Origin of the sequence: Streptomyces sp. NPDC086787, assembly GCF_044745865.1 — a bacterium.
In the GTDB taxonomy this organism is placed as follows: Bacteria; Actinomycetota; Actinomycetes; order Streptomycetales; family Streptomycetaceae; genus Streptomyces.
The window spans coordinates 356,939-379,887 of sequence record NZ_JBIVBC010000005.1 but is presented as its reverse complement, the minus strand read 5'-3'; the positions used below and the strand labels follow the sequence as shown (position 1 = coordinate 379,887).

The 22,949-nt window shown below is 71.3% G+C and carries 20 protein-coding genes, 1 tRNA gene and 1 pseudogene; 14 read left to right on the top strand and 8 right to left on the bottom strand.

All coding sequences use genetic code 11. The features are described 5' to 3' along the window. Nucleotides 1-342 precede the first annotated feature (342 nt). Both ACIPK3_RS16025 and ACIPK3_RS16020 read left to right on the top strand, forming a co-directional pair. Entirely contained in the window at nucleotides 343-813 is a 471-nt protein-coding gene (locus ACIPK3_RS16025) for a DUF485 domain-containing protein (RefSeq protein ID WP_402570042.1), read from the top strand. Then, complete coding sequence (locus ACIPK3_RS16020; protein WP_402570041.1) at nucleotides 810-2,429, top strand: cation acetate symporter; 1,620 nt, start codon at nucleotides 810-812, stop codon at nucleotides 2,427-2,429. The genes ACIPK3_RS16025 and ACIPK3_RS16020 overlap by 4 nt, the downstream gene beginning before the upstream one ends. A 34-nt stretch (nucleotides 2,430-2,463) precedes the next feature. On the opposite strand, the gene ACIPK3_RS16015 is transcribed toward ACIPK3_RS16020, so the two are convergent. The 3 genes from ACIPK3_RS16015 to ACIPK3_RS16005 form a co-directional block, all read right to left on the bottom strand. Then, the gene (locus ACIPK3_RS16015) at nucleotides 2,464-3,351 is read right to left on the bottom strand and encodes a cellulose-binding protein (protein ID WP_402570040.1); all 888 of its coding nucleotides are present in this window, start codon (nucleotides 3,349-3,351) and stop codon (nucleotides 2,464-2,466) included. Between the two features lie 151 nt (nucleotides 3,352-3,502). Next, complete coding sequence (locus tag ACIPK3_RS16010; protein ID WP_402570038.1) at nucleotides 3,503-6,064, bottom strand: SUKH-4 family immunity protein; 2,562 nt, start codon at nucleotides 6,062-6,064, stop codon at nucleotides 3,503-3,505. 8 nt (nucleotides 6,065-6,072) lie between these two features. Then, a complete protein-coding gene (locus ACIPK3_RS16005) occupies nucleotides 6,073-7,062 on the bottom strand; it encodes an SMI1/KNR4 family protein (protein ID WP_402570036.1) in 990 nt (329 codons plus the stop codon). A 298-nt stretch (nucleotides 7,063-7,360) separates the two neighbouring features. On the opposite strand from ACIPK3_RS16005, the gene ACIPK3_RS16000 reads away from it, so the two are divergent. Next, complete coding sequence (locus ACIPK3_RS16000) at nucleotides 7,361-7,891, top strand: YwqJ-related putative deaminase (RefSeq protein WP_402570034.1); 531 nt, start codon at nucleotides 7,361-7,363, stop codon at nucleotides 7,889-7,891. Nucleotides 7,892-7,919: 28 nt separating this feature from the next. Next, nucleotides 7,920-8,453 carry an SUKH-3 domain-containing protein gene (locus ACIPK3_RS15995; protein WP_402570032.1) on the top strand — a complete coding sequence of 178 codons (534 nt, stop codon included), beginning with the start codon at nucleotides 7,920-7,922 and terminating at the stop codon, nucleotides 8,451-8,453. Nucleotides 8,454-8,510: 57 nt separating this feature from the next. On the opposite strand, the gene ACIPK3_RS15990 is transcribed toward ACIPK3_RS15995, so the two are convergent. After that, a complete protein-coding gene (locus ACIPK3_RS15990) occupies nucleotides 8,511-9,827 on the bottom strand; it encodes a sensor histidine kinase (protein WP_402570031.1) in 1,317 nt (438 codons plus the stop codon). A 167-nt stretch (nucleotides 9,828-9,994) separates the two neighbouring features. Between ACIPK3_RS15990 and ACIPK3_RS15985 the strand changes: the two are divergent. The 7 genes and pseudogenes from ACIPK3_RS15985 to ACIPK3_RS15955 all read left to right on the top strand — a co-directional run bounded on the left by ACIPK3_RS15985 (nucleotide 9,995) and on the right by ACIPK3_RS15955 (nucleotide 15,507). Continuing rightward, nucleotides 9,995-10,701 (top strand): annotated as a pseudogene (locus ACIPK3_RS15985) (hypothetical protein). Nucleotides 10,702-10,715: 14 nt separating this feature from the next. Further along, nucleotides 10,716-10,791, top strand: a tRNA-Gln gene (locus ACIPK3_RS15980). 130 nt (nucleotides 10,792-10,921) lie between these two features. Beyond that, nucleotides 10,922-12,367, top strand: coding sequence for a bifunctional UDP-N-acetylglucosamine diphosphorylase/glucosamine-1-phosphate N-acetyltransferase GlmU (gene glmU, locus ACIPK3_RS15975; protein ID WP_402570029.1), 1,446 nt, complete (start codon nucleotides 10,922-10,924; stop codon nucleotides 12,365-12,367). Between the two features lie 97 nt (nucleotides 12,368-12,464). Continuing rightward, nucleotides 12,465-13,445, top strand: a complete 981-nt coding sequence (locus ACIPK3_RS15970) for a ribose-phosphate diphosphokinase (RefSeq protein ID WP_402570027.1) — start codon at nucleotides 12,465-12,467, stop codon at nucleotides 13,443-13,445. Nucleotides 13,446-13,634: 189 nt separating this feature from the next. After that, complete coding sequence (locus ACIPK3_RS15965; RefSeq protein ID WP_402570025.1) at nucleotides 13,635-14,231, top strand: 50S ribosomal protein L25/general stress protein Ctc; 597 nt, start codon at nucleotides 13,635-13,637, stop codon at nucleotides 14,229-14,231. Between the two features lie 113 nt (nucleotides 14,232-14,344). Next, on the top strand, nucleotides 14,345-14,947 hold the full coding sequence (gene pth / locus ACIPK3_RS15960; RefSeq protein WP_402570023.1) for an aminoacyl-tRNA hydrolase: 603 nt from the start codon (nucleotides 14,345-14,347) through the stop codon (nucleotides 14,945-14,947). A 53-nt stretch (nucleotides 14,948-15,000) separates the two neighbouring features. Continuing rightward, the gene (locus tag ACIPK3_RS15955; RefSeq protein WP_402570022.1) at nucleotides 15,001-15,507 is read left to right on the top strand and encodes a hypothetical protein; all 507 of its coding nucleotides are present in this window, start codon (nucleotides 15,001-15,003) and stop codon (nucleotides 15,505-15,507) included. A 78-nt stretch (nucleotides 15,508-15,585) separates the two neighbouring features. Here the strand turns inward: ACIPK3_RS15955 and ppc are convergent, their stop codons facing one another. Next, nucleotides 15,586-18,318, bottom strand: coding sequence for a phosphoenolpyruvate carboxylase (ppc, locus tag ACIPK3_RS15950; protein ID WP_402570020.1), 2,733 nt, complete (start codon nucleotides 18,316-18,318; stop codon nucleotides 15,586-15,588). Nucleotides 18,319-18,624: 306 nt separating this feature from the next. Between ppc and ACIPK3_RS15945 the strand changes: the two genes are divergently transcribed. Then, the gene (locus tag ACIPK3_RS15945) at nucleotides 18,625-19,626 is read left to right on the top strand and encodes an acyl-CoA desaturase (protein ID WP_402570018.1); all 1,002 of its coding nucleotides are present in this window, start codon (nucleotides 18,625-18,627) and stop codon (nucleotides 19,624-19,626) included. Beyond that, nucleotides 19,623-20,297 (top strand): TetR family transcriptional regulator, encoded by a 675-nt coding sequence (locus tag ACIPK3_RS15940; RefSeq protein ID WP_402570016.1) that lies wholly within the window; start codon nucleotides 19,623-19,625, stop codon nucleotides 20,295-20,297. Before ACIPK3_RS15945 ends, ACIPK3_RS15940 begins: the two co-directional genes overlap by 4 nt. 31 nt (nucleotides 20,298-20,328) lie before the next feature. On the opposite strand, the gene ACIPK3_RS15935 is transcribed toward ACIPK3_RS15940, so the two are convergent. Continuing rightward, a complete protein-coding gene (locus tag ACIPK3_RS15935; protein WP_402570014.1) occupies nucleotides 20,329-20,700 on the bottom strand; it encodes a VOC family protein in 372 nt (123 codons plus the stop codon). Nucleotides 20,701-20,703: 3 nt separating this feature from the next. Next, nucleotides 20,704-21,522: a trans-aconitate 2-methyltransferase gene (locus tag ACIPK3_RS15930; RefSeq protein ID WP_402570012.1), complete on the bottom strand. Its 819-nt coding sequence runs from the start codon at nucleotides 21,520-21,522 to the stop codon at nucleotides 20,704-20,706. A gap of 104 nt (nucleotides 21,523-21,626) precedes the next feature. Here ACIPK3_RS15930 and tamR point away from each other — a divergent pair, with 104 nt between their 5' ends. Then, nucleotides 21,627-22,124, top strand: a complete 498-nt coding sequence (gene tamR, locus ACIPK3_RS15925) for a MarR family transcriptional regulator TamR (protein ID WP_402570011.1) — start codon at nucleotides 21,627-21,629, stop codon at nucleotides 22,122-22,124. Here the strand turns inward: tamR and ACIPK3_RS15920 are convergent. Continuing rightward, nucleotides 22,083-22,862 (bottom strand): LuxR C-terminal-related transcriptional regulator, encoded by a 780-nt coding sequence (locus tag ACIPK3_RS15920; RefSeq protein WP_402570009.1) that lies wholly within the window; start codon nucleotides 22,860-22,862, stop codon nucleotides 22,083-22,085. The genes tamR and ACIPK3_RS15920 overlap by 42 nt on opposite strands. Between the last annotated feature and the right edge of the window lie 87 nt (nucleotides 22,863-22,949).

The following is a 22,949-nucleotide window of genomic DNA, read 5'->3' as shown; positions in this document are numbered from 1 at the left end:
CGGACAGACCCCTAGGGGGAGTCCACCGACGGGTGGAGCCCTGCCCGAAGCCGAGTCCACCCGGCGGCGCACCCAGCGTCCACCCTCACGTCGCGTCAGGGTCAAGCGCGCGGCCCGGAGACGCGGCCCGGAGACGCGGTCCACGTCGGTCCGGCGCGAGCCCCGTCGAGGTCTCGACAGGGCCCCCACATGCGTGTTCGTTTCGCGCAGCAACTGGATACCGACCGGCCAGTTCGGTGAAGGGGGGTCCCTTCGCGGGCACCGGCTAGTAGCGTGCGAGCCCCCGCCCCCCACCTCCCTGCGGTCCGCCGCCTCGGACCCGAACCATGCAAGGAGCACGGGATGTCATACGACCCGTACGCCCCGCAGCCCCCGTACCGCCGGCCCCCCTCACCGCCCGCACCCCCCACCGCCTTCCCCGCACCGCCCACCGCCTTCACGGACTTCACCCGCCCCTGGCAGCCGGCACCTCCCGAGCCGTCCCGCTCCCCGTCCCGCCCCGAGCCCCTCGGCCACCAGGGCGACCTGCGGATCCTGCGCAGCGCCTACCGCTGGCAGCGGCGCACCGCCACCCTCACCGCCCTCGGCTACTTCACCCTGTTCCTGGTCCTGTCGGCCTTCGCCCCGGACGTCATGACCAGCACCGTCGCCGACGGCCTGCCCGCCGGACTGCTGCTCGCGCTGCTCCAGCTGCCGGTCACCTGGCTGGCGATCGCGCTGTACGAGCACACCGCCCGCCGCCATGTCGACCCGATCGCGGACCGCATACGCGGGCTGGCGGAGCTGGACGCCAGGCGGGGGGCGACACGATGAGCGTCTTCACCGGCTTCAGCGGCTCGGCGCAGTCGATGTCCCTGGTCGCCTTCACCGCCGTGGCCACCATCACCCTCCTGCTGTGTGTGATGACGGGACCCGACCGGGACGACCTCGACGAGTTCTACACCGGCTACGGCTCCCTGTCCCCCATGCGCAACGGCCTGGCGATCGCCGGCGACTACATCTCGGCGGCGAGCGTGCTCGGTACCGGCGGCGTGATCGCCCTGTGCGGATACGACGGTGTCGTGCTCGCCCTGAGCACCGCGCTGTCCCTGATGCTGCTGATGTTCCTGCTGGCCGAACCCCTGCGCAACGCGGGCCGGTTCACCATGGGCGATGTGCTCGCCCGCCGTATGCCCGGCCGCGGTGTCCGGATCACCGCCTGCGTGGTCACCATCGCCGCGCTGCTGCCCCTGATGCTGGTGCAGCTCGCCGGCGCCGGACAGCTGATGGCGTTCATCCTCGGCTTCTCCAACGAGGCCCTGAAGACCGGCTGCGTGGTCGGCCTGGGCGCGCTGATGATCAGCTATGCGGCGATCGGCGGCATGAAGGGCACCGCCCTCATCCAGATCCTCAAGATCATCATGCTGCTCGGCTCGGGCGCCCTGATCGCCGTACTGATCCTGCACCGCTTCGACTGGGACCCCGGCGCCCTCTTCACCACGGCGGCCCGGCACAGCGGCGCCGGACCGGCCTTCCTGCACTCGGGGCTCCAGTTCGCGGGCGGACCCAGTCCCCGCCTGGACATGATCACGTCCGAGCTGACCATCGTGCTGGGCGGCGCCTGCCTGCCGCACGTCACCATGCGCACCTACACCGCCGCCAGCGCCCGCGAGGTGCGCCGTTCGATGTCCTGGGCGGTGTCGGGCGTCGCCCTGTTCGTGCTGGTCGTCACCGTCATCGGCTTCGGCGCGACGGCCCTGATCGGCCGGGCCGCGATCGCCACGGCCGACCCGCAGGGCAACACCGCCTATCTGCTGGGCGCACGGGCCGCGTTCGGGACGGACGTCTCAACGGCGGAGACCCTGCTGTTCACCACCGTCACCGCGGCGATCTTCCTGACCCTGCTGGCCTCCGTCGCCGGAATGATCCTGGCCTGCGCCAACACACTGGCCCACGACGTGTTCGCGGCCCGCGCCCGGCACATGACGCCGCGCCGGGAGATGACCGTCGCCCGGCTGTCGGCCCTGGGCATCGGCGCTCCCGCGATCCTGCTCGCCACCCTCGTCCAGCACCGCAGTCTCCAGCCACTGATCACCCTCTCCTTCTGCCTGGGCGCCTCCGCCCTCGCCCCCGCCCTCGTCTACAGCCTCTTCTGGCGCCGCTACACCCGGACCGGCCTGATCTGCACGCTGCTCGGCGGCACACTCGCCGTGCTGCTCCTGATGCCGGGCACCAACCTGGTCTCCGGCTCGCCCGTCGCGGCCTTCCCCGACGCCGACTTCAACTGGTTCCCGTTCACGACCACGGGCATGGTCACCATCCCGGCCGGGTTCCTCTTCGGCTGGCTGGGCACGCTGGCCTCCGGGCGCGGCAGGGCGATGGAACAGCGCCGACAGTACGAGGCGGTGGAGGGGTGGATCCTGGCGGGAGCCGTGCGCCGGGGGGACTGAGGGGTCCGGCGGTCGGGGCCCGGGGGGCCGGCGGTCAGTCCGGCACGGCCTGCCCCGTCAGCGACAACAGGCTGTCGCGCATGTGATCCATGTGCGCCCGCACGTCGTCCCACCGCTCGCCGTGCTCGCGCAGCACCCGCTCCGTCTCCCGGGCGACGCGCTCCGCCCGCAGCCGCGCGTCGGCGACGGTCTCGGCGGCACGCGCGCGTGCCTCCTCCTGGCACCGCCGTGCCGCCGCGTCGGTCTCCTCGAAGTCCCGCCGCGCCTGGGCCAGCACGGCCTCGGCCCGGGCCTCCAGTTCGGCATGACGCGCGTCCAGCGCGGCACTGCGCTCCATGGCCTCCCGCTCGGCGTCGGCCCAGCGCCCGGCCTGTTCCTCGGCCTGCCCGGTCAGCATCCCGGCGGTCCGCCCGCGCGCCTCCCGCAGCACGGCGAGCGTCTCGCCGCGCCGCTCCTTCACCTCGCGGCGGGCACCGACACGCAGTTCCTCCGCCTCGGTGCGCGCAGCGTGAAGCCGCTCCCGGGCGTCCTCCTCGGCCTGCGCGCGCAGTCCGTCCGCCTGCTCCCGCGCCGCCCTCAGCACATCGAGGGCGTGCTCCTCGGCCTGCGCCACCCGCTCCCGCGCCGCGCACAGCGCGGACTCCCGCAACTCCGCGGCCTCTTCCCGTACGAGCTCGAATACCTGCGGGGCACGCCCCCCGAGACTCTCGTACGTCTGCGGAGCCAGCCCGGCGACCGTCTCGCGCAGCCGCTCCGCCTCCGCCGCCATGTCCCTGGCGAGCACGGTGAGGCGCGCGGCCCGCTCCCACGCCGCGTCGCGCTCCAGGGACAGTGCCGACGTGTACGCGTCGGTCTGCCCGGGGCGGTAGCCGCGCCCCCGGACCGTCTCGAAGCCGTGCGGCGACACCGATGCGCTGCTCACCCGGGAACCCCTCTCCACCGGACACGAACGAAACACGCGTCACTGAACACGTGATCTCGTACATATCCTCGGGGATCAGGCGTAAGTGTCCATATGCGACACTCCGCCGGGCCCGGCGGCGCGGCAAGGGCCGGACCCCGGCGGAAACGGACTACAGCAGGCCGTCCCACATCTGCTCGAGCAGCACCGACCACCAGCTCTCCGGCGAGGCCAGCGCCGCCGGATCCAGCGAGGCGAGCTGCGACTGGAAGTCGACCGTCCAGCGGCCCGCCTGCTCCTGGTTCAGTCCGAACCGCAGCCGCCACATCCGGCCCAGCAGTGCCAGACAGCGCACGAACTCCGGCAGCCCGGTGTTGACGAACTGCGGCGGTACGGGAGCACCGCCCGGCCCCGCCTCCACGGGCACCGCGACGATGTTCGCCGTGCCGTACTGCACACAGATCGCCTTGCCGAAGTCGCTGCCCATCACCAGATACGAGCCCGCGTCCGGAGCCGGCTGCACACCGCGCTCCTGCGCCAGCTCCGCCAGCGTCGGCACCGGACGGCCCGGCTGCGCCTGCGCCCAGAAGAACGGGCCCATGTCCAGCGGCAGTCCGGCCACCACCAGCGTGTGCGCCACGACCGGCGGCACACCCTGCCGCGACACCGCCGCCTGCTCGAACCGGAACACGCCCGGCCCGAACGCGCCGACCAGCTCCTGCGCCACCCCCTCCGGCGGGACCGGCGGCGCGGGCGGCACCTGCGACACCGGCACCCGTACCGGCGCGGGCCGCGCGGGACCGTCCGCCACCTGGTGCAACTCGCCCTGGTGCGCCAGCAACTGACCCATGCCCTGCTGCCGGCTCGCGTGATCAGTGCCGTACGGCGCGATGCTCGTGATCCGCGCCTGCGGCCACTGCTCCCGGATCATCCGCGCGCAGTAGGCACCGGGCAGCGCACACGACTCCAGCTCCGTGTGGAGCTCAAGCACCTGGTCCGGCGGCACGTTCATGGCACGCAGCTCATGGAAGATCTGCCACTCCGGGTGCGGCGTGCCGGGCGCCGAACGCCGGATCAGCTGCTGCTCGGAGCCGTCCTGGGCGCGGTAGCGCAGCACGGCCTGGTATCCCGGGCCGACCGTCGGCTGCCCCGGCGGCGGATAGCCGTACGCCGGCGGCTGCTGACCGGGCACCGGGGCGCCCGGCGGCGGCATCGCGCCCGGAGGCACACCGGGAGCGCCCGGCATCGCGTGGGCACCGGGAACCGGCGACGGCGGGGGTACGCCAGGACCGGCCACCGGGGGTGCGGCGAGCACGGTCTCCGCGTGGTGTACGGCATTCGCGCCACCCGGGACACCGGGAGCGCCGGGAGCGCCGGGAGCGCCGGGAGCATTCGGGACGCCCGCAACCGGACCCGGACCCGCCGGCCCGTGGGCCGTTTCCGCAGCGACCGCCGACATGTGCTGCGTCGGCACATACCCGCCGGGCGCACCCGGAGCACCGGGGGCACCCGTGGCGCCCGGACCACCCGGCGGAGGCGGCGGAGGCAAGGTCCCCGGCCGCCCGGCGGGCGCACCCGGCACCCCCGGCGGCGGAGGCGGCGCGCCCGGGCCGCCACGCGTCCGGCGCGGCGGGGCCGCCTTGCTGGTCGCGGCGTCCGCGATGTCGCTCGCGTTGGGCGCGAGCGACCGCCCGGCGGGCGGAGCACCCTGAGCGCCGGGCGCACCCGGTGCGCCGGGCCCCTGCTGATGGCCGTACGAGGGTGCGCCCGGCGCGGGAAGCGGCGGAGGCACCTGTCCCTGCGGAGCGCTCGGCGCGGGCGGCGGAGGCGTGGACCCGTGCGGAGCGCTCGGCGCCCCCGGCACGGGAGGCGGAGGCGGAGGAGCGGCCTGCCCCTGCGCGAACGGCGGCGTTCCCGGCGGCGGAGGCGGTGCGGGCGCATGGCCCCGCGGCGCGCCGTTCCGACCGTCGAACGCCTGAGCGATCGCCGTGGGGGGCAGCTGACTGCCGCCCGCCATCAGCGACGTCTCGGCGTCCGGCGGCGTGGCCGCGTCACCGGCAGCGCCCAGCGGCGGCGAGAAAACCGTCAGAGGCAGCTCCACGGATCCGTCGTCACCGGCATGCGCGTTGGTGTCCGTACCCGCCCAGGGAGTGTCCCCGGCGGCCGGCCAGGACGCCCCGACGCGCTCGGCGCCCGACGGCCGGGCCGGCTCGGCCGCCTCGGCCGTCCCACCTGCCTCGGCCGCCTGGTCGGCGGGCTGCCCCGCCCCGGACACAGGCTCAGGCACAGACGCCGGCGCGGACACCGGCACGCCCGCCTGCGTCTCGGGCAGTTCGCCACCCGACGGACGCCGGTCCTCGATCCCCAGCCGGTCCGCCGCCTCCTGCAACCACTCCGGCGGAGTCAGCAGGAACGACGTCTGGTTCAGATCCACCCGCGCCGCGGGAGCCGGGACCGCGTCCTCGACCTCGTCCTCATGGCCGTACTCCTCCGCATACCGGCGGATCACCTCACCCACCGGCAGCGCGGGCCACAGCGTCGCCTCACCGGAGTCCCGCGCGATCACGAGCCGCTGCGCGCCCCCGTCCGAACGCGGACCCTCCGCACGGTCCTCGCCCCACACCACGAACCCGAGGTCGAACTCCCGCACCCGCACCTCACGGTGCTGATACGCCGGAACATCCCCGTTGATCCACTCTTCCGCGCGCTCCTGCGCCTGTGCGAACGTCACCATCGCGAAGCTCACTCCCCCTCGGAAGAGACCGGAACGGCATGCACGAAACCACCGTCCACCATCAGGTTCGCCACCGTCTCCAACTCCGGCGGACTGCCCGCCAGCCGCGCGAAGAACACGTCGAAGTCGTCACCGCACGGCAGCAGCAGCCGCTCCACCCGCTCCGCCGCGGCCCACGAGGGATCCGCGTCCCGCGCGTCGTCGTACGCGCAGAACCACACCGAACCGGTCCGCTCGCCCTTCACCTTCACCGCGAGCAACCCGCCCTGCACAAAGGCCACCCCGAGGTAGTCCTTCGTCAGATGGTCACGCAGACACTTGTTCACATACACCAGGTCGTTGACCGCGGCCTCGTCCCGCACCGTGAAGAACGGCTGGTCCACCAGCAGACCCAGCTCCGCGTCCAGCGCGGTGCCCACCGGCGCACAACCGCCCGCCGCCTTGAGGAACGAACGGTACGCACCCGGCAGCCGGTACCCCAGGTCCTCCTCGACCCCCTGCACCTGCTGCTCCGTCACCGCCGCACCCGACTTGGGCAGCCCGACATGCGCCGGCCGCGTCTCCTGCAACGGACGCGTCCCCCGCTTGTCCTGGTCCACCCCCGACGTCGCCACCCCGCCGTGATGCCGCAACAGCGCCTTCACCTCGACCGGGATCAGCTCCAGCCGCCGGGAACCCAGCACGTGATGCCACGTCCAGCCGTGCGGCGTCGCCACGTCCGGCACCGTGTCCCACAACTCGTGCCCGGTCGCCGCCAGCGCCGCGTTCGCCGACACGTAGTCCGTCAGCCGCAACTCGTCGACACCGAAACCCTCCGGCGGCTCGGCGATCTCCGCGGCCGCGCGCGCGTACGGCGAGAAGTCCGGATATCCGTGCTCGTCGACCCGTACCCCCCTGGGGTGGCGTGCCGCCCGGACCGGATCCGGGAAATGCACGACCTGCCCGGCATAGGCCGCGTTCGGCGGCGCGGCTTGCTGCCCGAGCCGACCTGTCGTCATGGCGGTTGCCCCCTGCGGCACTCTGTACGAACCGAAACCGCGCCGTCTCCGGCACACGACGGTCCGTATCCGACTGTCTCTGCAACGTCTACGACGCATTGACCGCGCGCATCGCGGTGCCGACAGCCTATGCGGTACACGGACACCGGTCACCGGGCGGCCACTTCGGTGACCGGCCGTCACCCCACCGTGACGAACCGCCCTCACCCTGGCGTGTCGCGCCGCCCCAGCTTCCGCACCGGCCACGGCATTTGGCACTCTGTGTCCTTCGGGATCCTTGGGGGAAGGCCCGGGAGGGATGGCACACATGAACGCGACACAAACGGGACCGCACCCGCACACCGGCCCCGCGGGCGACCCTCGCATCGGCTGGAGCCACGACGAGACACCGCCCGCCCCCGCGCTCCAGCACCGCCGCGACGGCATCCTGCCCACCGTCGCCGCCGCCCTCTCCGTCCGCGGCACCACCCTCACCGCCACCGCCGCCCGCGCCGACCAGCCCCCGCCCCTGCACCCCCTCGTCCAGGACTACCTCGACACCCTCGGCAGCGCCCAGCGCGACCGCTTCACCGGCCGCTGCGCCGAGGCCATCCTCATCTCCCGGCACATCAGCACCGCCGACACGGCCCGCAGCAAACGCGCCGCCCGCAAACCCATGACCAACGGCGAAGCACGCAAAGCCCTCAAGCAGGCCAAACTCACCACCCGACGCATACGCGAGGACGGCGACCCCCTCCACGGCAGCTTCGCCGCCCCCTGCCGCGCCTGCGCCGCCCTCAGCGCCCACTTCGGCATCCGCATCGTCGAACCCGCCGCCGACCACGCCTGACCCGCCGAACGAGACGAACCAAGGGCCGATGCACACCGACCGCACCTCACCCGCCGAACCCTCGACCCCGCACGGGCAGGGGGGACCCACCTCGCGCTTCCCCGCACCCGTCGACGCCGCCCTGCGCACCGCGGGCTGGCAACCCGGACGCTGGGACATAAAGCAGGCCGAGTACTGGGCCGACATCCTGCGCGCACACACCTCACCCGCCGGACACCGGCACACCGTATTCCCCGCCGCCGTCGAAGCCTGGGCCGAATTCGGCGGTCTGCACATCGCCCCCGCGGGACCCGGCCGCCAGATCGCCCCCGCCACCCTCCACCTCGACCCGCTGTACGGCCTCCATCACACCCGCACCCTCAACGACCTCGCCCGTGCCCTCGGCACCGAGGTCAGCCCCATCGGCGAGGAGACCGACACCCACTCCCTCCTCGCCATCGACGCCGAAGGCCGCCTCTACGCCCTCGACCACACCGGCGACTGGTACCTCGGCCCCGACATCGACCACGCCCTCGCCACACTCGTCACCGGCATCGAACCCGTCCGCCTCACCGCAGGCTGACCCCGGACGACGGACCCCGGGCAGAACAACCACGGGCCGCTGCTGGGCCACGGGCCGCTACACCGCAGGAATCACCGCCGACACCCGGAAACCGCCCGCGTCCGTCGGCCCCGACACGAACACCCCGCCCAGCGCCACGACCCGCTCCCGCATCCCGACCAGACCATTGCCACCCGACGGCAACCCGGCCGCCGACGCGGACCCCGGCTCCGGCGGCGGCCCGTTCTCCACCTGCATCGCGATCTCCGACGCCCGGTGCGCCAGCCGCACACGTGTCTTCGCGCCCGCCGCGTGCTTGTGCACGTTCGTCAGCGCCTCCTGAACGACCCGGTACGCCGTCTGCTCGACCTCGCGCGCATACGACCGCGCGTCCCCCTCCACCGACAGCTCCACCACCATCCCCGTCGCCGCCGACTGCCCGATCAGCTCGTCCAGCTCCGACAGGACCGGCCCCTCCACCGCCGGATCCGCCGCACTCTCGTCCACCACCCGCGAAGCCGCCACCGCGACCGCCATCGCCGACGACACCGACGCCTCACGCCCCCGAGCCGGCCCCTCCGTCGACCGCAGCACTCCCAGCATCTCCCGCAACTCCGTCAACGCCTGCCGGCCCATGTCCCCGACCAGCGCCGCGTTCCGCACCGCCTTCTCCGGATCCTTCCGCGCCACCGCCTGCAACGCCGCCGCGTGCACCACCATCAGACTCACCCGGTGCGCCACCACGTCGTGCATCTCACGGGCGATCCGCGTCCGCTCCTCACCCCGCGCCCACTCCGCCCGCTCCTCCGCGCGCTCCGCGAGCAGCTGAAGCTCCCGCTCCAGACTGTCCGCCCGCTCCCGCAGGCTCTCCATCAGCCGACGCCGGGCACCCACGTACAACCCCAGCAACAACGGCGGCGCGGTCAGCCCCAGCGACGTCGTGACCGCCGCGAACGGCACGAACCAGTCACCGAGCGTCAGATCCCCCCGCGCCACGTCCTGCCGCGCCCGCACGAACGTCACGATCATCGTGCCCAGCAGGGACATCCCCGCCAGCGCCACGATGACCCGCCGCGGCAGCTCCGCCGCGGCCAGCGTGTACAGGCCCACGACACCCAGCAGAAAACCCATCTCCGCCGGAGTGATCGCGATCGCCACCAGCACGACGGCTATCGGCCACCGGCGCCGCAGCAACAGCACCGACCCCGCCAGCACACCGAAAACGACCCCCGCCGCCACCGGGATCCCCGCGTCCCTCGCGAACGGCACGCCCTCCGCCCCGCACTCCAGCGCGGACGCCAGCGCGAGGGTCCCGTCGAGCGCCGCGCTGCGCCACCTCGCCCACCACCACGGCCCGGTCCGGGCCGTGGTGCGCTCTTCCCCCGTCGTGGTCATGCCTCCAGCCTACGGGCGCCCCCGGGCGCTTTTCCGGTGAGTTTCGCCTACTGGCCTACACCACACCCCGTAATCGAATAACAGCGAAACCCCCCGTTATCCCTCGAACTGCTGAACCACACTCGTTCGACACCGGAACCTCACATTCCGGTCGGACGGTTACGCGCATGGCACATGCACCTGGCAGGTACGCCGACTTCGAGGGGTTGCGGGAGCGGGCCCGCGAGCTACGACTGCAGGGCTGGACCTACGACCGAATCGAGACGGAACTGGGCTGCTCCCGAAGCTCGGTCACACTATGAGTCAGCGATCTCCCGCGCCCCGAGCCCCGGTACACACCCGAGGAGCAACGGGCGCTCATGAACGCGGGGCTCGCGAGGCGCCGCGCGGCGGAGCACGAGGAACGCAGGAGGACCAGGACCGCGGCCATCCACGAGATCGGCGGGATGACGGACCGCGACCTGTTCATGACGGGCGTCGCGCTGTACTGGGCCGAGGGCTCCAAGAGCAAGCCGTAGACCGTCGGGAGCGAGCCGTCTTCGTGAACAGCGACCCGGGAGTGATCCAGACCTACCTCGCGCGGCTCGGCCTCCTGGATGTGGACCGCGAGCGGCTGCGCTTCCGCGTGCTCATTCACGAATCCGCGGACATCGAAGCCCCGCACCGGTACTGGGCGGAGATCGCCGACGTCGACGCCTCGGTCTTCGCCAAACCGACGTTGAAGAAGCACAACCCGAAGACCGTGCGCAAGAACACCGGCGACGACTACCACGGCTGCCTCGTCATCGCCGTGTCCCGCAGCGCCCACCTGTACAACCGGATCGAGGGCTGGTGGAAGGGAATCGTGGCCCAGGCGCAGGCACGTCTCCGGTAAGGTCTGGAGCGCTGTCCCCCGTGGTGTAACTGGCAGCACACTGGTTTTTGGTACCAGCAGGACAAGGTTCGAATCCTTGCGGGGGAGCCACAGCTCTCAAGGCCTGGGTTCGGGTCCTGACCCAACAAGGTCGGGACCCGTTCTCATGTCCCCCAGGAAGCGCCCCGGTATCCTTCGGGTGTCCACCCCCACACCCAGTCCAAAGCCGAAGGGCAACCCCGTGAGCGCCATTCGCCCGGCAGCCGTCGTAGTTCTCGCAGCGGGTGAGGGCACCCGTATGAAGTCGGCCACACCGAAGGTCCTGCATGAGATCTGCGGCCGTTCTCTGGTGGGCCATGTGCTCGCCGCCGCGCGTGAGTTGAAGCCCGAGCAGCTTGTCGTCGTCGTGGGTCACGCCCGCGAGAAGGTGAGCGAGCACCTGGGCAGCGTGGACCCGAACGCGCGGACGGCCGTGCAGGAGACGCAGAACGGCACCGGGCACGCGGTACGCATGGGCCTGGAGGAGCTCGGCGGGAACGTCGAGGGGACCGTGGTCGTCGTGTGCGGTGACACCCCGCTGCTGCGCGGCCGGACGCTCCAGGCGCTCGCCGAGACCCACCGGGCGGACGGCAACGCCGTCACCGTCCTGACCGCCGAGGTGCCGGACGCGACGGGCTACGGCCGTATCGTGCGCGACGACTCCGGCGCGGTGACCGCGATCGTCGAGCACAAGGACGCCTCCGAGACCCAGCGGGCGATCCGGGAGATCAACTCGGGTGTGTTCGCGTTCGACGGGCGGCTGCTGGCCGACGCGCTGGGCAAGGTGCGTACAGACAACAGCCAGGGCGAGGAGTATCTGACCGACGTGCTCGGGATCCTGCGTGAGGCGGGGCACCGGGTCGGGGCGTCCGTGGCCGGCGATCACCGTGAGATCGCGGGGATCAACAACCGTGTGCAGCTCGCCGAGGCGCGCCGGACCCTGAACGAGCGGCTGTTGGAGAGCGCGATGCTCGCGGGCGTGACGGTCGTGGATCCGGCGTCGACGTGGATCGACGTGACGGTGACGTTCGAGCAGGACGCGCTGGTGCACCCGGGTACGCAGTTGCTCGGTGCGACGCATCTGGCGGAGGGTGCGGAGGTCGGGCCGAACTGCCGGCTCACGGACACACAGGTGGGCGCGGGGGCGCGGGTGGTCAACACGGTGGCCGACCGGGCCCAGGTGGGGCCGGAGGCGTCGGTGGGTCCGTTCGCGTATCTGCGGCCGGGTACGCGCCTGGGGCGGAAGTCCAAGGTGGGTACGTATGTGGAGACGAAGAACGCGTCGCTCGGCGAGGGGACGAAGGTCCCGCATCTGTCGTACGTGGGTGACGCGACGATCGGTGAGTTCTCGAACATCGGTGCAGCGAGTGTGTTCGTGAACTACGACGGGCAGGACAAGCACCACACCACGGTGGGGTCGCACTGCCGCACCGGTTCGGACAATATGTTTGTGGCTCCGGTCACGATCGGGGACGGCGCCTACACCGCCGCGGGGTCCGTGATCACGAAGGATGTGCCGCCCGGTTCGCTGGCCGTGGCCCGTGGCCAGCAGCGGAATATCGAGGGTTGGGTGGCCCGGAAGCGTCCGGGAAGTGCCGCGGCGAAGGCGGCCGAGGCGGCCTCCGGGCAGGGCGGCGGCGAGGGCTGACCGGAAACGTGTGCGTCAAAGTCGGCGTACCGTGATAGGTGCGGATCGCCCCACCCGCTCGCCCCACCAGCTGAGATACCTCTGAGGAGACTGTGCTGTGACCGGGATCAAGACGACCGGCGAGAAGAAGATGATGTTCTTCTCCGGCCGCGCCCACCCCGAGCTTGCCGAGGAGGTCGCCCAGCAGTTGGGTGTCGGGGTTGTCCCGACCAAGGCCTTCGACTTCGCCAATGGCGAGATCTATGTGCGGTACCAGGAGTCGGCACGTGGTGCGGACTGTTTCCTGATCCAGAGCCACACGGCTCCGATCAACAAGTGGATCATGGAGCAGCTGATCATGATCGACGCGCTGAAGCGCGCGTCGGCTCGTTCGATCACGGTGATCGTGCCGTTCTACGGCTATGCCCGCCAGGACAAGAAGCACCGCGGCCGTGAGCCGATCTCGGCGCGGCTGATCGCGGATCTGATGAAGACCGCGGGTGCCGACCGGATCCTGACGGTGGATCTGCACACCGACCAGATCCAGGGTTTCTTCGACGGTCCGGTGGATCATCTGTTCGCGCTTCCGCTGCTCGCGGACTACGTGGGCCGCAAGGTGGACCGGGAGAAGCTGACCGTGGTGTCGCCGGACGCCGGCCGGGTGCGGGTGGCGGACCGCTGGTGCGACCGGCTGGGCGCGCCGCTGGCGATCGTGCACAAGCGGCGCGACAAGGACGTGGCGAACCAGGTGACCGTCCACGAGGTCGTGGGCGAGGTCCGGGGCCGGGTGTGTGTGCTGGTGGACGACATGATCGACACCGGTGGCACGATCTGTGCGGCGGCGGACGCGCTGTTCGCGCACGGTGCGGAGGACGTCATCGTGACGGCCACGCACGGTGTGCTGTCCGGTCCGGCGGCGGACCGGCTGAAGAACTCGCGGGTGAGTGAGTTCGTGTTCACGGACACGCTGCCGACGCCGGGTGAGCTGAACCGTGACCTGGACAAGATCACGGTGCTGTCGATCGCGCCGACGATCGCGAGTGCGGTGCGTGAGGTGTTCGAGGACGGTTCGGTGACGAGCCTGTTCGACGAGCAGTGAGCGTCGTACGCCTCTGAGCTTGATCGATTTCTGTGCGGCCTCCCCTGCCGAGTAGACTGCTCCAGTTGCTCGGCGAGGGAGGCCGTTCCCGTTTCTCGGGGTATGGCTGTCCGTTATCGACGCGCTCTTCGTAGCAGGCCGTTCGTGGCCGGGTGACCACGTCCGTTCCTAGTTCTACGAGGAGTGATCATGTCCGAGGTGAAGATTTCCGCCGAGACGCGCAGCGAGTTCGGCAAGGGTGCGGCCCGTCGTATCCGTCGTGCCAGCAAGGTGCCCGTCGTTCTCTACGGTCACGGCACCGACCCGCTGCACCTGACCCTTCCGGGCCACGAACTGCTGCTCGCGCTGCGTACGCCGAACGTCCTGATCTCCCTGGACATCGACGGCAAGTCCAACGAGCTGGCGATCCCGAAGTCCGTGCAGCGTGACCCGATCAAGGGCTTCCTGGAGCACGTCGACCTGCTGCTGGTCAAGCGTGGCGAGAAGGTCACGGTCGAGATCCCGGTGCACGCCGAGGGTGAGCTGGCCGCGGGTGGCAACCTGCTGGAGCACGTCCTGAACGCGCTGCCGGTCGAGGCCGAGGCCACGCACATCCCCGAGGCGCTGACCGTGTCCGTCGAGGGTCTGGAGGCCGGTGCCTCGATCCACGCGAAGGACATCGCCCTGCCGTCCGGCGTGACGCTGGCCGTCGACGAGGACGCGGTGGTCCTCCAGGTGCTGGCCGCGCAGGCCGAGGAGGCCCCGGCGGGCGAGGCCGAGGGTGAGGAAGAGGCCGCCGAGGCCTGATCCTCGCTGTTCGTGTGTGTCAGCCGCTGTACCCCGGCAGGGGGCAGCGGCTGACGCGTGTGTCAGGGAGACATCCGGGAGACTTCCGGAGACTTCGGGGAGACTGAGGAGACATGGACGTGACCACCCCTGCCAATGCCCCGTGGCTGGTCGTAGGACTGGGCAACCCGGGTCCCGACTACGCCATGAACCGGCACAACGTCGGTTTCATGGTGGCCGATCTGCTGGCCGAGCGGATCGGGGGGAAGTTCAAGCGTGCCGGTAAGGCGCAGGCCCAGGTGGTGGAGGGGCGGATCGGTCCGCCGGGTCCGGCGAACCGGCGGGTGATCCTGGCGAAACCGATGTCGTACATGAACCTGTCGGGCGGCCCGGTGAACGCGCTGCGGGACTTCTACAAGGTGCCGCTGGCGAACATCGTGGCGGTCCATGACGAGCTGGACATCGATCACGGGACGCTGCGGCTGAAGCTGGGCGGCGGGGACAACGGGCACAACGGTCTGAAGTCGATGACGAAGGCGATGGGGGCGGACTACCACCGGGTGCGGTTCGGGATCGGCCGGCCTCCGGGGCGTATGCAGGTCGCGGACTTCGTGCTGAAGGACTTCTCGTCGGCGGAGCGCAAGGAGCTGGGCTACTTCGTGGACCGGGCGGCGGACGCGGTGGAGTGTCTGGTGATCGAGGGGCTGGAGCGGGCGCAAAGCTCGTACAACTCCTGACTTGTCCGTCCGGGGTGCCGGAGGAGAGTTGACCGGACGCACAGGCATGGCCAATGATCCCGGCCATGCCCGCCACTGCTGTCTCCCCGCGTCAGGTCTCCGCCGCCGCGTTGCGGTTCGGGCGGCTCGCGGCGATGGGTACGGTCGCCGTGCTGATCCTGGTCGCGGGGGTGTTCGACTCCTGGGGGACCGCGCAGTACGTGATGCTGGCCAAGGGCCGTGAGCGGGGCACGGTCATGGTGACCCGATGTGCGGGAGACACCTGCTCGGGACCGTTCCGGCCGGTGTCGCCGGGGGCGAGGGCGCGTGCGCGGGTGGTCATCGACGACTCGGTGGCGGTGCGCAAGGGCCGCACCTACGACGTGATCCTGAAGTCGGACTCCGGCGAGGCGGTGCGGTCGGGTCCGGCCGGGGTGCTGTTCGCGTGGGTGCCGTTGGGCGGTGCGCTGCTGCTGGCGTCGGTGGTGGTGGCGGGCGGGCTCCGGTTGGTGCGGGCGGCGTGGCTGCTGGGCGGGTCCGGGGCCGTACTGCTGACGTCGGCGTTCCTGGCCCTGCAGTGAGACCGTTGCCGGCCCTGCGCTGAGACATGGGTGTGCCCCCGGGTTCGTACGAGCCCGGGGGCACTGTCGTACCGGTGGTCAGCCGGTGTTGCGCAGGCCCGCGGCGACTCCGTTGACGGTGAGGAGAAGGGCGCGGGAGAGCAGCGGGTCGGGTTCCTGGTCTGCAGCGGCGGCGTCGCGCTGGCGCTTGAGGAGGGCGACCTGGAGGTAGGAGATGGGGTCGAGGTAGGCGTCGCGGATGGCGAAGGTCTGCTGGAGGGCGGGGGTGGCTTCGAGCAGTTCGCGTTCGCCGGTGATCCGGAGGACCTCGGTGACGGTGAGCTCGTGTTCGGCCCTGATGCGGTCGAAGACGTGCTTGAGGTCGTCGGGGACGAGGGTGTCGACGTAGTGCTGGGCGATCCGCAGGTCGGTCTTGGCGAGGGTCATCTCGACGTTGGACACGAAGTTGCGGAAGAAGTGCCACTGCTGGTGCATCTCGTCGAGCACGCCGTCGAGACCGGCCTCGCGCAGCGCCCGGAGCCCGGAGCCGACGCCGTACCAGCCGGGGACGATCTGGCGGGACTGGGTCCAGCCGAACACCCAGGGGATGGCGCGCAGTCCGTCGAGTCCGGCGCCGGAGTCGGGGCGGCGGGAGGGCCGGGATCCGAGGTGGAGGTCGGCGAGCTGGTCGACGGGGGTGGCGGCGAAGAAGTAGGCGGGCAGGTCGGGGTCCTCGACCAGCCGGCGGTAGGCGTCGTGGGCGGAGTCGCTCACCAGGTCCATGGCGGCGTCCCAGCGGGCGAGGGCCTCGCCGGACTGGCGGGGGGCGGTGTGCAGGGCGGAGGCCTGGAGGGTGGCGGCGACCGTCAGTTCCAGGTTCTCTCGGGCGAGGGACGGGATGAGGTACTTGTCGGAGATGACCTCGCCCTGTTCGGTCACCTTGATCTCGCCCTCCAGGGTGCCCCAGGGCTGGGCGAGGATGGCGTCGTGGGAGGGGCCGCCGCCTCGGCCGACGGTGCCGCCGCGGCCGTGGAAGAGGCGCAGGCGGACGCCGTAGCGGTGGGCGACGTCGCGGAGCCGGCGCTGGGCGCGGTGGATCTCCCACTGGCTGGTGGTGATGCCGCCGAACTTGGAGGAGTCGGAGTAGCCGAGCATGACCTCCTGGACGTCGCCGCGGAGTGCGACGAGGCGCCGGTAGGAGGGGTCGGAGAGCATGTCCTCCAGGATGGTGTCGGCGGCCTTGAGCTCGTCGGTGGTTTCCAGGAGGGGCACGATGCCGATCCTGGCCCAGCCGGCGTGCAGGTCGACGAGGCCTGCCTCGCGGGCGAGGACGGCGGCGGCGAAGACGTCGTCGGCGCCCTGGCACATGGAGATGATGTAGGACTCGATGACCTCGGGTCCGAAGACCTCGAGCGCCCGCTTGACGGTGAGGAACACGCCGAGGGTCTTCTCGCCGGCCGCGTCGACGGGCGCCGGGGTCGGGGCGAGGGGACGGCGGGAGCGGAGTTCCCTGGCGAGGAGCTTGGTGCGGTACTCGCGGGGCATGTCGGCGTAGCGCCAGGACTCCTCACCGAGGCGGTCGAAGAGCTGCCCGAGGGCGTGGTGGTGGGCGTCCGCGTGTTCGCGTACGTCCATGGTGGCGAGCTGGAGGCCGAAGGCGGCGAGGGTGCGGATGGTGCGGGCGAGCCGGCCGTCGGCGAAGAGGCCGCCGCGGTGGGCGCGCAGGGAGGTCTGGATGACGCGCAGGTCGGCGATGAGTTCGCTGGTGCCGAGGTAGTCGCGGCCGGGCTGGTGGGGGGTGTCGGTGGCCAGGCGCTGCTTGGTGTTGGCGAGCTTCTCGCGGATGCAGGTGGCCTTGAGCCTGTAGGGCTCCTCGGCGTTCAGCCGCTTGTAGCGGGGACTGATCTCGGGCAGGTGTTCGAGGTCGGTGCGGAGGGAGTCGAGGAGTTCCTCGGTGGCGCCGGTGTAGCGGATGGACTGGGAGAGCAGGGCGCGCAGCTCGTCCACCGTCTCCATGGCGTCGTTGATGCCGTGTTCGTGCTGGAGGATGAGGACGTCCCAGGTCACGGCAGGGGTGACGTTGGGGTTGCCGTCGCGGTCGCCGCCGATCCAGGTGCCGAAGGTGAGGGGGCGGGTGTCGTCGGGGAGCTTGACGCCGACGCGCTCCAGTTCGGCGGTGAGGTCCTCCAGGACGTCGCCGACGGCGTTCGCGTGGAGCTCGTCGAGGTAGTAGATGGCGTTGCGGGCCTCGTCGGCGGGCTCGGGGCGTACGACGCGCAGCTCGTCGGTCTGCCAGACGAGGTCGATGTTCTCGGCCAGGCGGGTGTCGTGGCGGCGCCGGTCGGCCTCGATGACGGGGGTCTCCAGGAGCGCGGCGATGCGCCGGAGCTTGCCGAGGACGGAGCGGCGGGCGGCCTCGGTGGGGTGTGCGGTGAAGACCGGGCGGACGTTGAGGTTGCGGACGGTCTGCCGCAGGTGTTCGGGGTCGGCGTCCTTGAGGCGGTCGGCGGTGCGGGCGAGGAGGCTGCCCTCGGCGGCGCGGCGGGCGCGCAGTTCGCGACCGCGGTGCACCTGCTCGGTGACGTTGGCGAGGTGGAAGTAGGTGGAGAAGGCGCGGACCAGCTTGGCGGCGGTCTCCAGTTCGGTGCCGCGCAGCAGTTCGGCGGCGGCTTTCGAGTCCTCGCGGGTGAGACGGCGGACCTTCTCCACGAGTTCGAGCAGTTCGGGGCCCTCCTGGCGGACGAGGCTCTCACCGAGGAGGTCACCCAGTCGCCGGATGTCGGCGCGCAGTTCGCTGCTGGTCGTGGTGGTCTGGTCGTCGGCACTGCTCACAGGTGCGGCTCCTTGCAGTGTTGAAGCTCGTCTGGGAGGGAACCCGGGAGCCCGCGGCGCGACGGGTGCCGCTTACGGGCCGGGCATCCGGGAAGGAAACACAGAGCGGACCGCGCTGTCCGACCGGTCCAAGGATAGGTGTCCATGCGGACGCGCTGGCCACGGGCTCTTGCCGCCGGGCGGCGCACTGCCATACTTACGACGCCGTAGGTTACGGAACCGTAGAGAGTCCCACAGGAATCCGTCCGGTCCCGTTCGGTCTCTGCGGCTTTTTCCTTCGCACCCTCGACCCCACAGGGGACGCCCATGACCACGAGTTCCGATGTGATCGACGACGCCCCGAACGGCCCATCGGCTCACTCCGCCACGCTCGGCGGGGAGCGGAAGGGCTCGATCGAGCAGATCACGCTGCTGATGTTCATCGTCGTGCCGTTCCTCGCCCTGCTGGCGGCGGTGCCGCTGGCCTGGGGCCGGGGCGTGAGCTGGCTGGACCTCGGCCTGATGGTGTTCTTCTACTACCTGGGCTGCCACGGCGTCACGATCGGTTTCCACCGCTATTTCACGCACGGTTCGTTCAAGGCGAAGCGGCCGCTGCGGATCGCGCTGGCGGTCATGGGGTCGCTGGCGGTCGAGGGGCCCCTGGTGCGCTGGGTGGCCGACCATCGCAAGCACCACAAGTTCTCCGACGCGGAGGGCGACCCGCACTCCCCGTGGCGGTTCGGCGAGACCGTTCCGGCGCTGGTCAAGGGCCTGTGGTGGGCGCACATCGGCTGGATGTTCGACGAGGAGCGGACGCCGCAGGAGAAGTACGCGCCGGATCTGGTCGGCGACCCGGCGATAAGGGCGATCTCCCGCCAGTTCATCTGGTGGACGCTGGTGTCGCTGCTGCTGCCGCCGCTGATCGGCGGTCTGGTCACGATGTCCTGGTGGGGCGCGTTCACCGCGTTCTTCTGGGGTTCACTCGTACGGGTGGCGCTGCTGCACCATGTGACGTGGTCGATCAACTCGATCTGCCATGCGGTGGGCAAGCGTCCGTTCAAGTCGCGCGACCGTTCGGGGAACGTGTGGTGGCTGGCGATCCTGTCGTGCGGCGAGTCCTGGCACAACCTGCACCACGCCGACCCGACCTCGGCGCGGCACGGGGTGGAGCGGGGCCAGCTGGACTCGTCGGCGCGGATCATCCGCTGGTTTGAGAAGCTCGGCTGGGCGTACGACGTGCGCTGGCCGTCACGCTCACGTATCGATTCGCGCCGTAACACCGGTGAAGACGGTTCCGGGAGAGGGGCGCGTGCCGCGAAGGCGGCATGATTGACGCCGTGGCGACCGACTCCAGCATCCCCAGCACCGAGAAGCCGCGGCGTGCGCGCCGTACCCGAATGACCGGGGCGGAGCGGCGTCAGCAATTGCTGGAGATCGGTCGCACCCTGTTCGCGGCGAAGGGGTTCGAGGGCACGTCGGTGGAGGAGATCGCGGCGAAGGCCGGGGTGTCCAAGCCGGTGGTGTACGAGCACTTCGGCGGCAAGGAAGGGCTGTACGCGGTGGTGGTGGACCGCGAGATGAGGCGGCTGCTGGATCTGGTGACCGGCTCTCTCACCGCAGGGCATCCCCGCGAACTGCTCGAACAGGCGGCGTTCGCGCTGCTCGACTACATCGAGGAGAGCACGGACGGATTCCGCATCCTGGTCCGCGACTCCCCCATCCCGCAGTCGACGGGTTCCTTCGCCTCGCTGATCTCGGACATCGCCAGGCAGGTGGAGGACATCCTGGGCCGCGAGTTCAAGAGCCGCGGTTTCGACCCGAAGCTGGCCCCGCTGTACGCGCAGGCCCTGGTGGGCATGGTCGCGCTGACCGGCCAGTGGTGGCTCGACGTGCGCCGCCCGAAGAAGGCGGAGGTCGCCGCCCATCTGGTGAACCTGGCGTGGCACGGCCTGGACGGTCTGGAGCCGAAGCCGCGGCTGATAGGGCACCGCAAGAGCTGACGTGCGGTCCGGGCGGACACGGTGGACGCCCTCAGGCGCCGGCGGCCTCCGGCTCCAGGAACTCCAACCGGTTTCCCACCGGGTCCTGCGAGTAGAAGCGCCGGTGCCCCGGGAGGTTGTCGTCCCAGGTGACCGGCGCTCCGCATGCGGCCATCCGGGCCGCGTACGCCTCGATGCCGGTCACCCGCAGCCCGGGATGGGCCTTCTTCGCGGGCCGGAAGTCGTTCTCGACGCCGATGTGCAGTTGCACGGCCCCGGCCCGGAACCAGCAGCCTCCGCGCGCGGCCAGTACCGGCGGCTTGGGTGTCTCCGTCATGCCCAGGACGTCGATGTAGTAGGCGCGCAGCAGATCCTCCGTGCCGGGCGGGGCGGCGAGCTGGACGTGGTCGACGGCGGCGAGCACGGCTCAGGCCTCCTTGGTGGCGACGGCGAAGACGCGGCGGAAGGGGAACACGGTGCCGTGGGCGGTGGGCGGGTAGGCCCGGCGCAGCTCCGCGCGGTACTCGGTGAGGAAGTCGTCGGCGTCCTCGCCCAGCTCGGTGAGGACGGGCCGCAGGCCGGTGCCCTTCACCCAGTCGAGGACCGGGTCCTCGCCCACCAGCAGATGCAGGTAGGTGGTCTCCCAGACGTCTGCGGTGCGGCCGAGGGCGGTGAGGCGCTCCAGGTAGGCCGCGGGAGCGAGGATGGCGTCGGCGTGGCGCAGGGTGTCGCCGAGGCGGTCCTTCCAGCGCGCGGAGTGGGCGATCTCCCGCATGAGGCGGTGGCTGGGCGAGTCGAAGTTGCCGGGCACCTGGAAGGCGAGGGTGCCGCCGGGGGCGAGGGCGCCGGTCCAGTCGGCGAAACGGTCGGCGTGGCCGGGCACCCACTGGAGGGTGGCGTTGCTGATGATCAGGTCGTACGGCTCTTCCGGCGTCCAGGTCCGTGCGTCGGCGTCGGCGAAGTCGAGGCGGCCTCCGCCGGGGGTGGGGCCCGCGTGGTCGGTGTGTGCCTTGTCGAGCATCTCGGGCGAGTTGTCGTAGCCGGTGATGTGCGCGGTGGGCCAGCGTCGGGCGAGCAGGGTGGTGACGTTGCCGGGGCCGCAGCCGAGGTCGGCGATGCGCGGGCGGGTGGTGTCCTGCGGGTCCGGGACGCGGTTGAGGAGGTCGATGAAGGGGCGGGCGCGGTGACCGGCGTGGCGGAGGTACTGGGCGGGGTCCCAGGAGGGCGTGATCATGGGCTTGGTCATGCGTCCCACTGTCCCTCCACATATCTCTCGATGTCAAGAGACTCGATATCGAGAGACTCGACGCCAAGAGACTTCACATCGACAGAACCACTACACTGATCGTCATGGAGGACGAGGTCGATCGGCTGGTCGCTGCGTGGCGCCGGGAGCGCCCGGACCTCGACGTGGAACCGCTCGAAGTGCTCAGCCGGGTGAGCAGGCTGGCCCGGCACCTGGACCGGGCGCGTCGGCTGGCCTTCGCCGAGCATCAGCTGGAGCCCTGGGAGTTCGACGTGCTGACCGCGCTCAGGCGGGCGGGAACGCCGTATCAGCTCTCACCGGGGCAGCTGCTGACGCAGACCCTGGTCACTTCCGGCACGATGACCAACCGCATCGACCGTCTGGCCAAGAAGGGCCTGGTGGAGCGGCTGCCCGACCCCAGCGACCGGCGCGGGGTGCTGGTGCGCCTGAGCGACGAGGGCCGTGACCGCGCCGACCAGGCCCTGGCGGGCCTGCTGGAGCAGGAGCGCGCGATCCTGGCGGAACTCTCCCGCGCCCAGCGCGCCGAACTGGCCGCCCTGCTACGCGGGCTGACCGCCCCGTTCGACAACATCCCCGGTTAGGCTCCCGGCCAGGTCGGCCGGTCCGACGCCCGCCCGCCGCGCGAGCGCCACCGCGGCGAGGGTGGAGTGGACGCCCAGTTTGCCGAGGACGTTCTGCATATGGGTGCGGACGGTGTGCGGGGACAGGAACAGGCGCTCTGCCACGGCTTTGCGGCCGAGGCCCGCCACCATGCAGCGCAGCACCTCCCGCTCCCTCGGGGTGAGCGACTCCACCAGCCGCTCGCTCTCCGTGCGGTGCTTGCGGGCCGCCGTCAGTTCGCGCAGCACCCCGGTGAGCAGGGCGGGCGGAAGGTGGGTCTCGTCGCGCAGCACGCCCCGGATGACGTTCAGCAGCCGCGACAGCGAGCAGTCCTTGGCGACCCAGCCGGAGGCACCGGCCTGGAGGGCCAGCGCGGCGCGGCGCGGATCGTCCTTCCCGGCCAGCACGACGGTCCGTACGCCGGGCTGTGCCGAACGGACGCCCACGACCAGCGAGATGCCGTCGACGAGCCCCTCCTCGTTGCCCTCCTGCACCGACACGGCCGGGCGTGCGCCGGGGACCCGGCCGCCCAGATCGGCGTCGACGAGCAGGACGTCGAAACGGCGGCCCTCGGCCGCCGCCCGCTCCAGGCAGCGCAGTGCGGCCGGACCGCTGCCGGCGGCGGACACCTCGACGTCGGGCTCGGCCGCGAGGGCCGCGGCGAGCGACTCGGCGAAAATACGGTGATCGTCTACGACCAGAACACGAATGCGAACCATGAAACCCCCTTCCCCAAGCTCCGAACGGAGCAGGGGAGACCCGGCCCCCCGCCGGTACTGTCCATCAGAGTACGGACGGGGGCCGTA

Coding starts and splice junctions, on each gene's coding strand:
- ACIPK3_RS16025 (WP_402570042.1), top strand. CDS start 343: ATGTCATACGACCCGTACGCCCCGCAGCCCCCGTACCGCCGGCCCCCC.
- ACIPK3_RS16020 (WP_402570041.1), top strand. CDS start 810: ATGAGCGTCTTCACCGGCTTCAGCGGCTCGGCGCAGTCGATGTCCCTG.
- ACIPK3_RS16010 (WP_402570038.1), bottom strand. CDS start 6,064: ATGGTGACGTTCGCACAGGCGCAGGAGCGCGCGGAAGAGTGGATCAAC.
- ACIPK3_RS16005 (WP_402570036.1), bottom strand. CDS start 7,062: ATGACGACAGGTCGGCTCGGGCAGCAAGCCGCGCCGCCGAACGCGGCC.
- ACIPK3_RS16000 (WP_402570034.1), top strand. CDS start 7,361: ATGGCACACATGAACGCGACACAAACGGGACCGCACCCGCACACCGGC.
- ACIPK3_RS15995 (WP_402570032.1), top strand. CDS start 7,920: ATGCACACCGACCGCACCTCACCCGCCGAACCCTCGACCCCGCACGGG.
- ACIPK3_RS15990 (WP_402570031.1), bottom strand. CDS start 9,827: ATGACCACGACGGGGGAAGAGCGCACCACGGCCCGGACCGGGCCGTGG.
- ACIPK3_RS15965 (WP_402570025.1), top strand. CDS start 13,635: ATGTCCGAGGTGAAGATTTCCGCCGAGACGCGCAGCGAGTTCGGCAAG.
- pth (WP_402570023.1), top strand. CDS start 14,345: ATGGACGTGACCACCCCTGCCAATGCCCCGTGGCTGGTCGTAGGACTG.
- ACIPK3_RS15955 (WP_402570022.1), top strand. CDS start 15,001: ATGATCCCGGCCATGCCCGCCACTGCTGTCTCCCCGCGTCAGGTCTCC.
- ACIPK3_RS15945 (WP_402570018.1), top strand. CDS start 18,625: ATGACCACGAGTTCCGATGTGATCGACGACGCCCCGAACGGCCCATCG.
- ACIPK3_RS15940 (WP_402570016.1), top strand. CDS start 19,623: ATGATTGACGCCGTGGCGACCGACTCCAGCATCCCCAGCACCGAGAAG.
- ACIPK3_RS15930 (WP_402570012.1), bottom strand. CDS start 21,522: ATGACCAAGCCCATGATCACGCCCTCCTGGGACCCCGCCCAGTACCTC.
- tamR (WP_402570011.1), top strand. CDS start 21,627: ATGGAGGACGAGGTCGATCGGCTGGTCGCTGCGTGGCGCCGGGAGCGC.
- ACIPK3_RS15920 (WP_402570009.1), bottom strand. CDS start 22,862: ATGGTTCGCATTCGTGTTCTGGTCGTAGACGATCACCGTATTTTCGCC.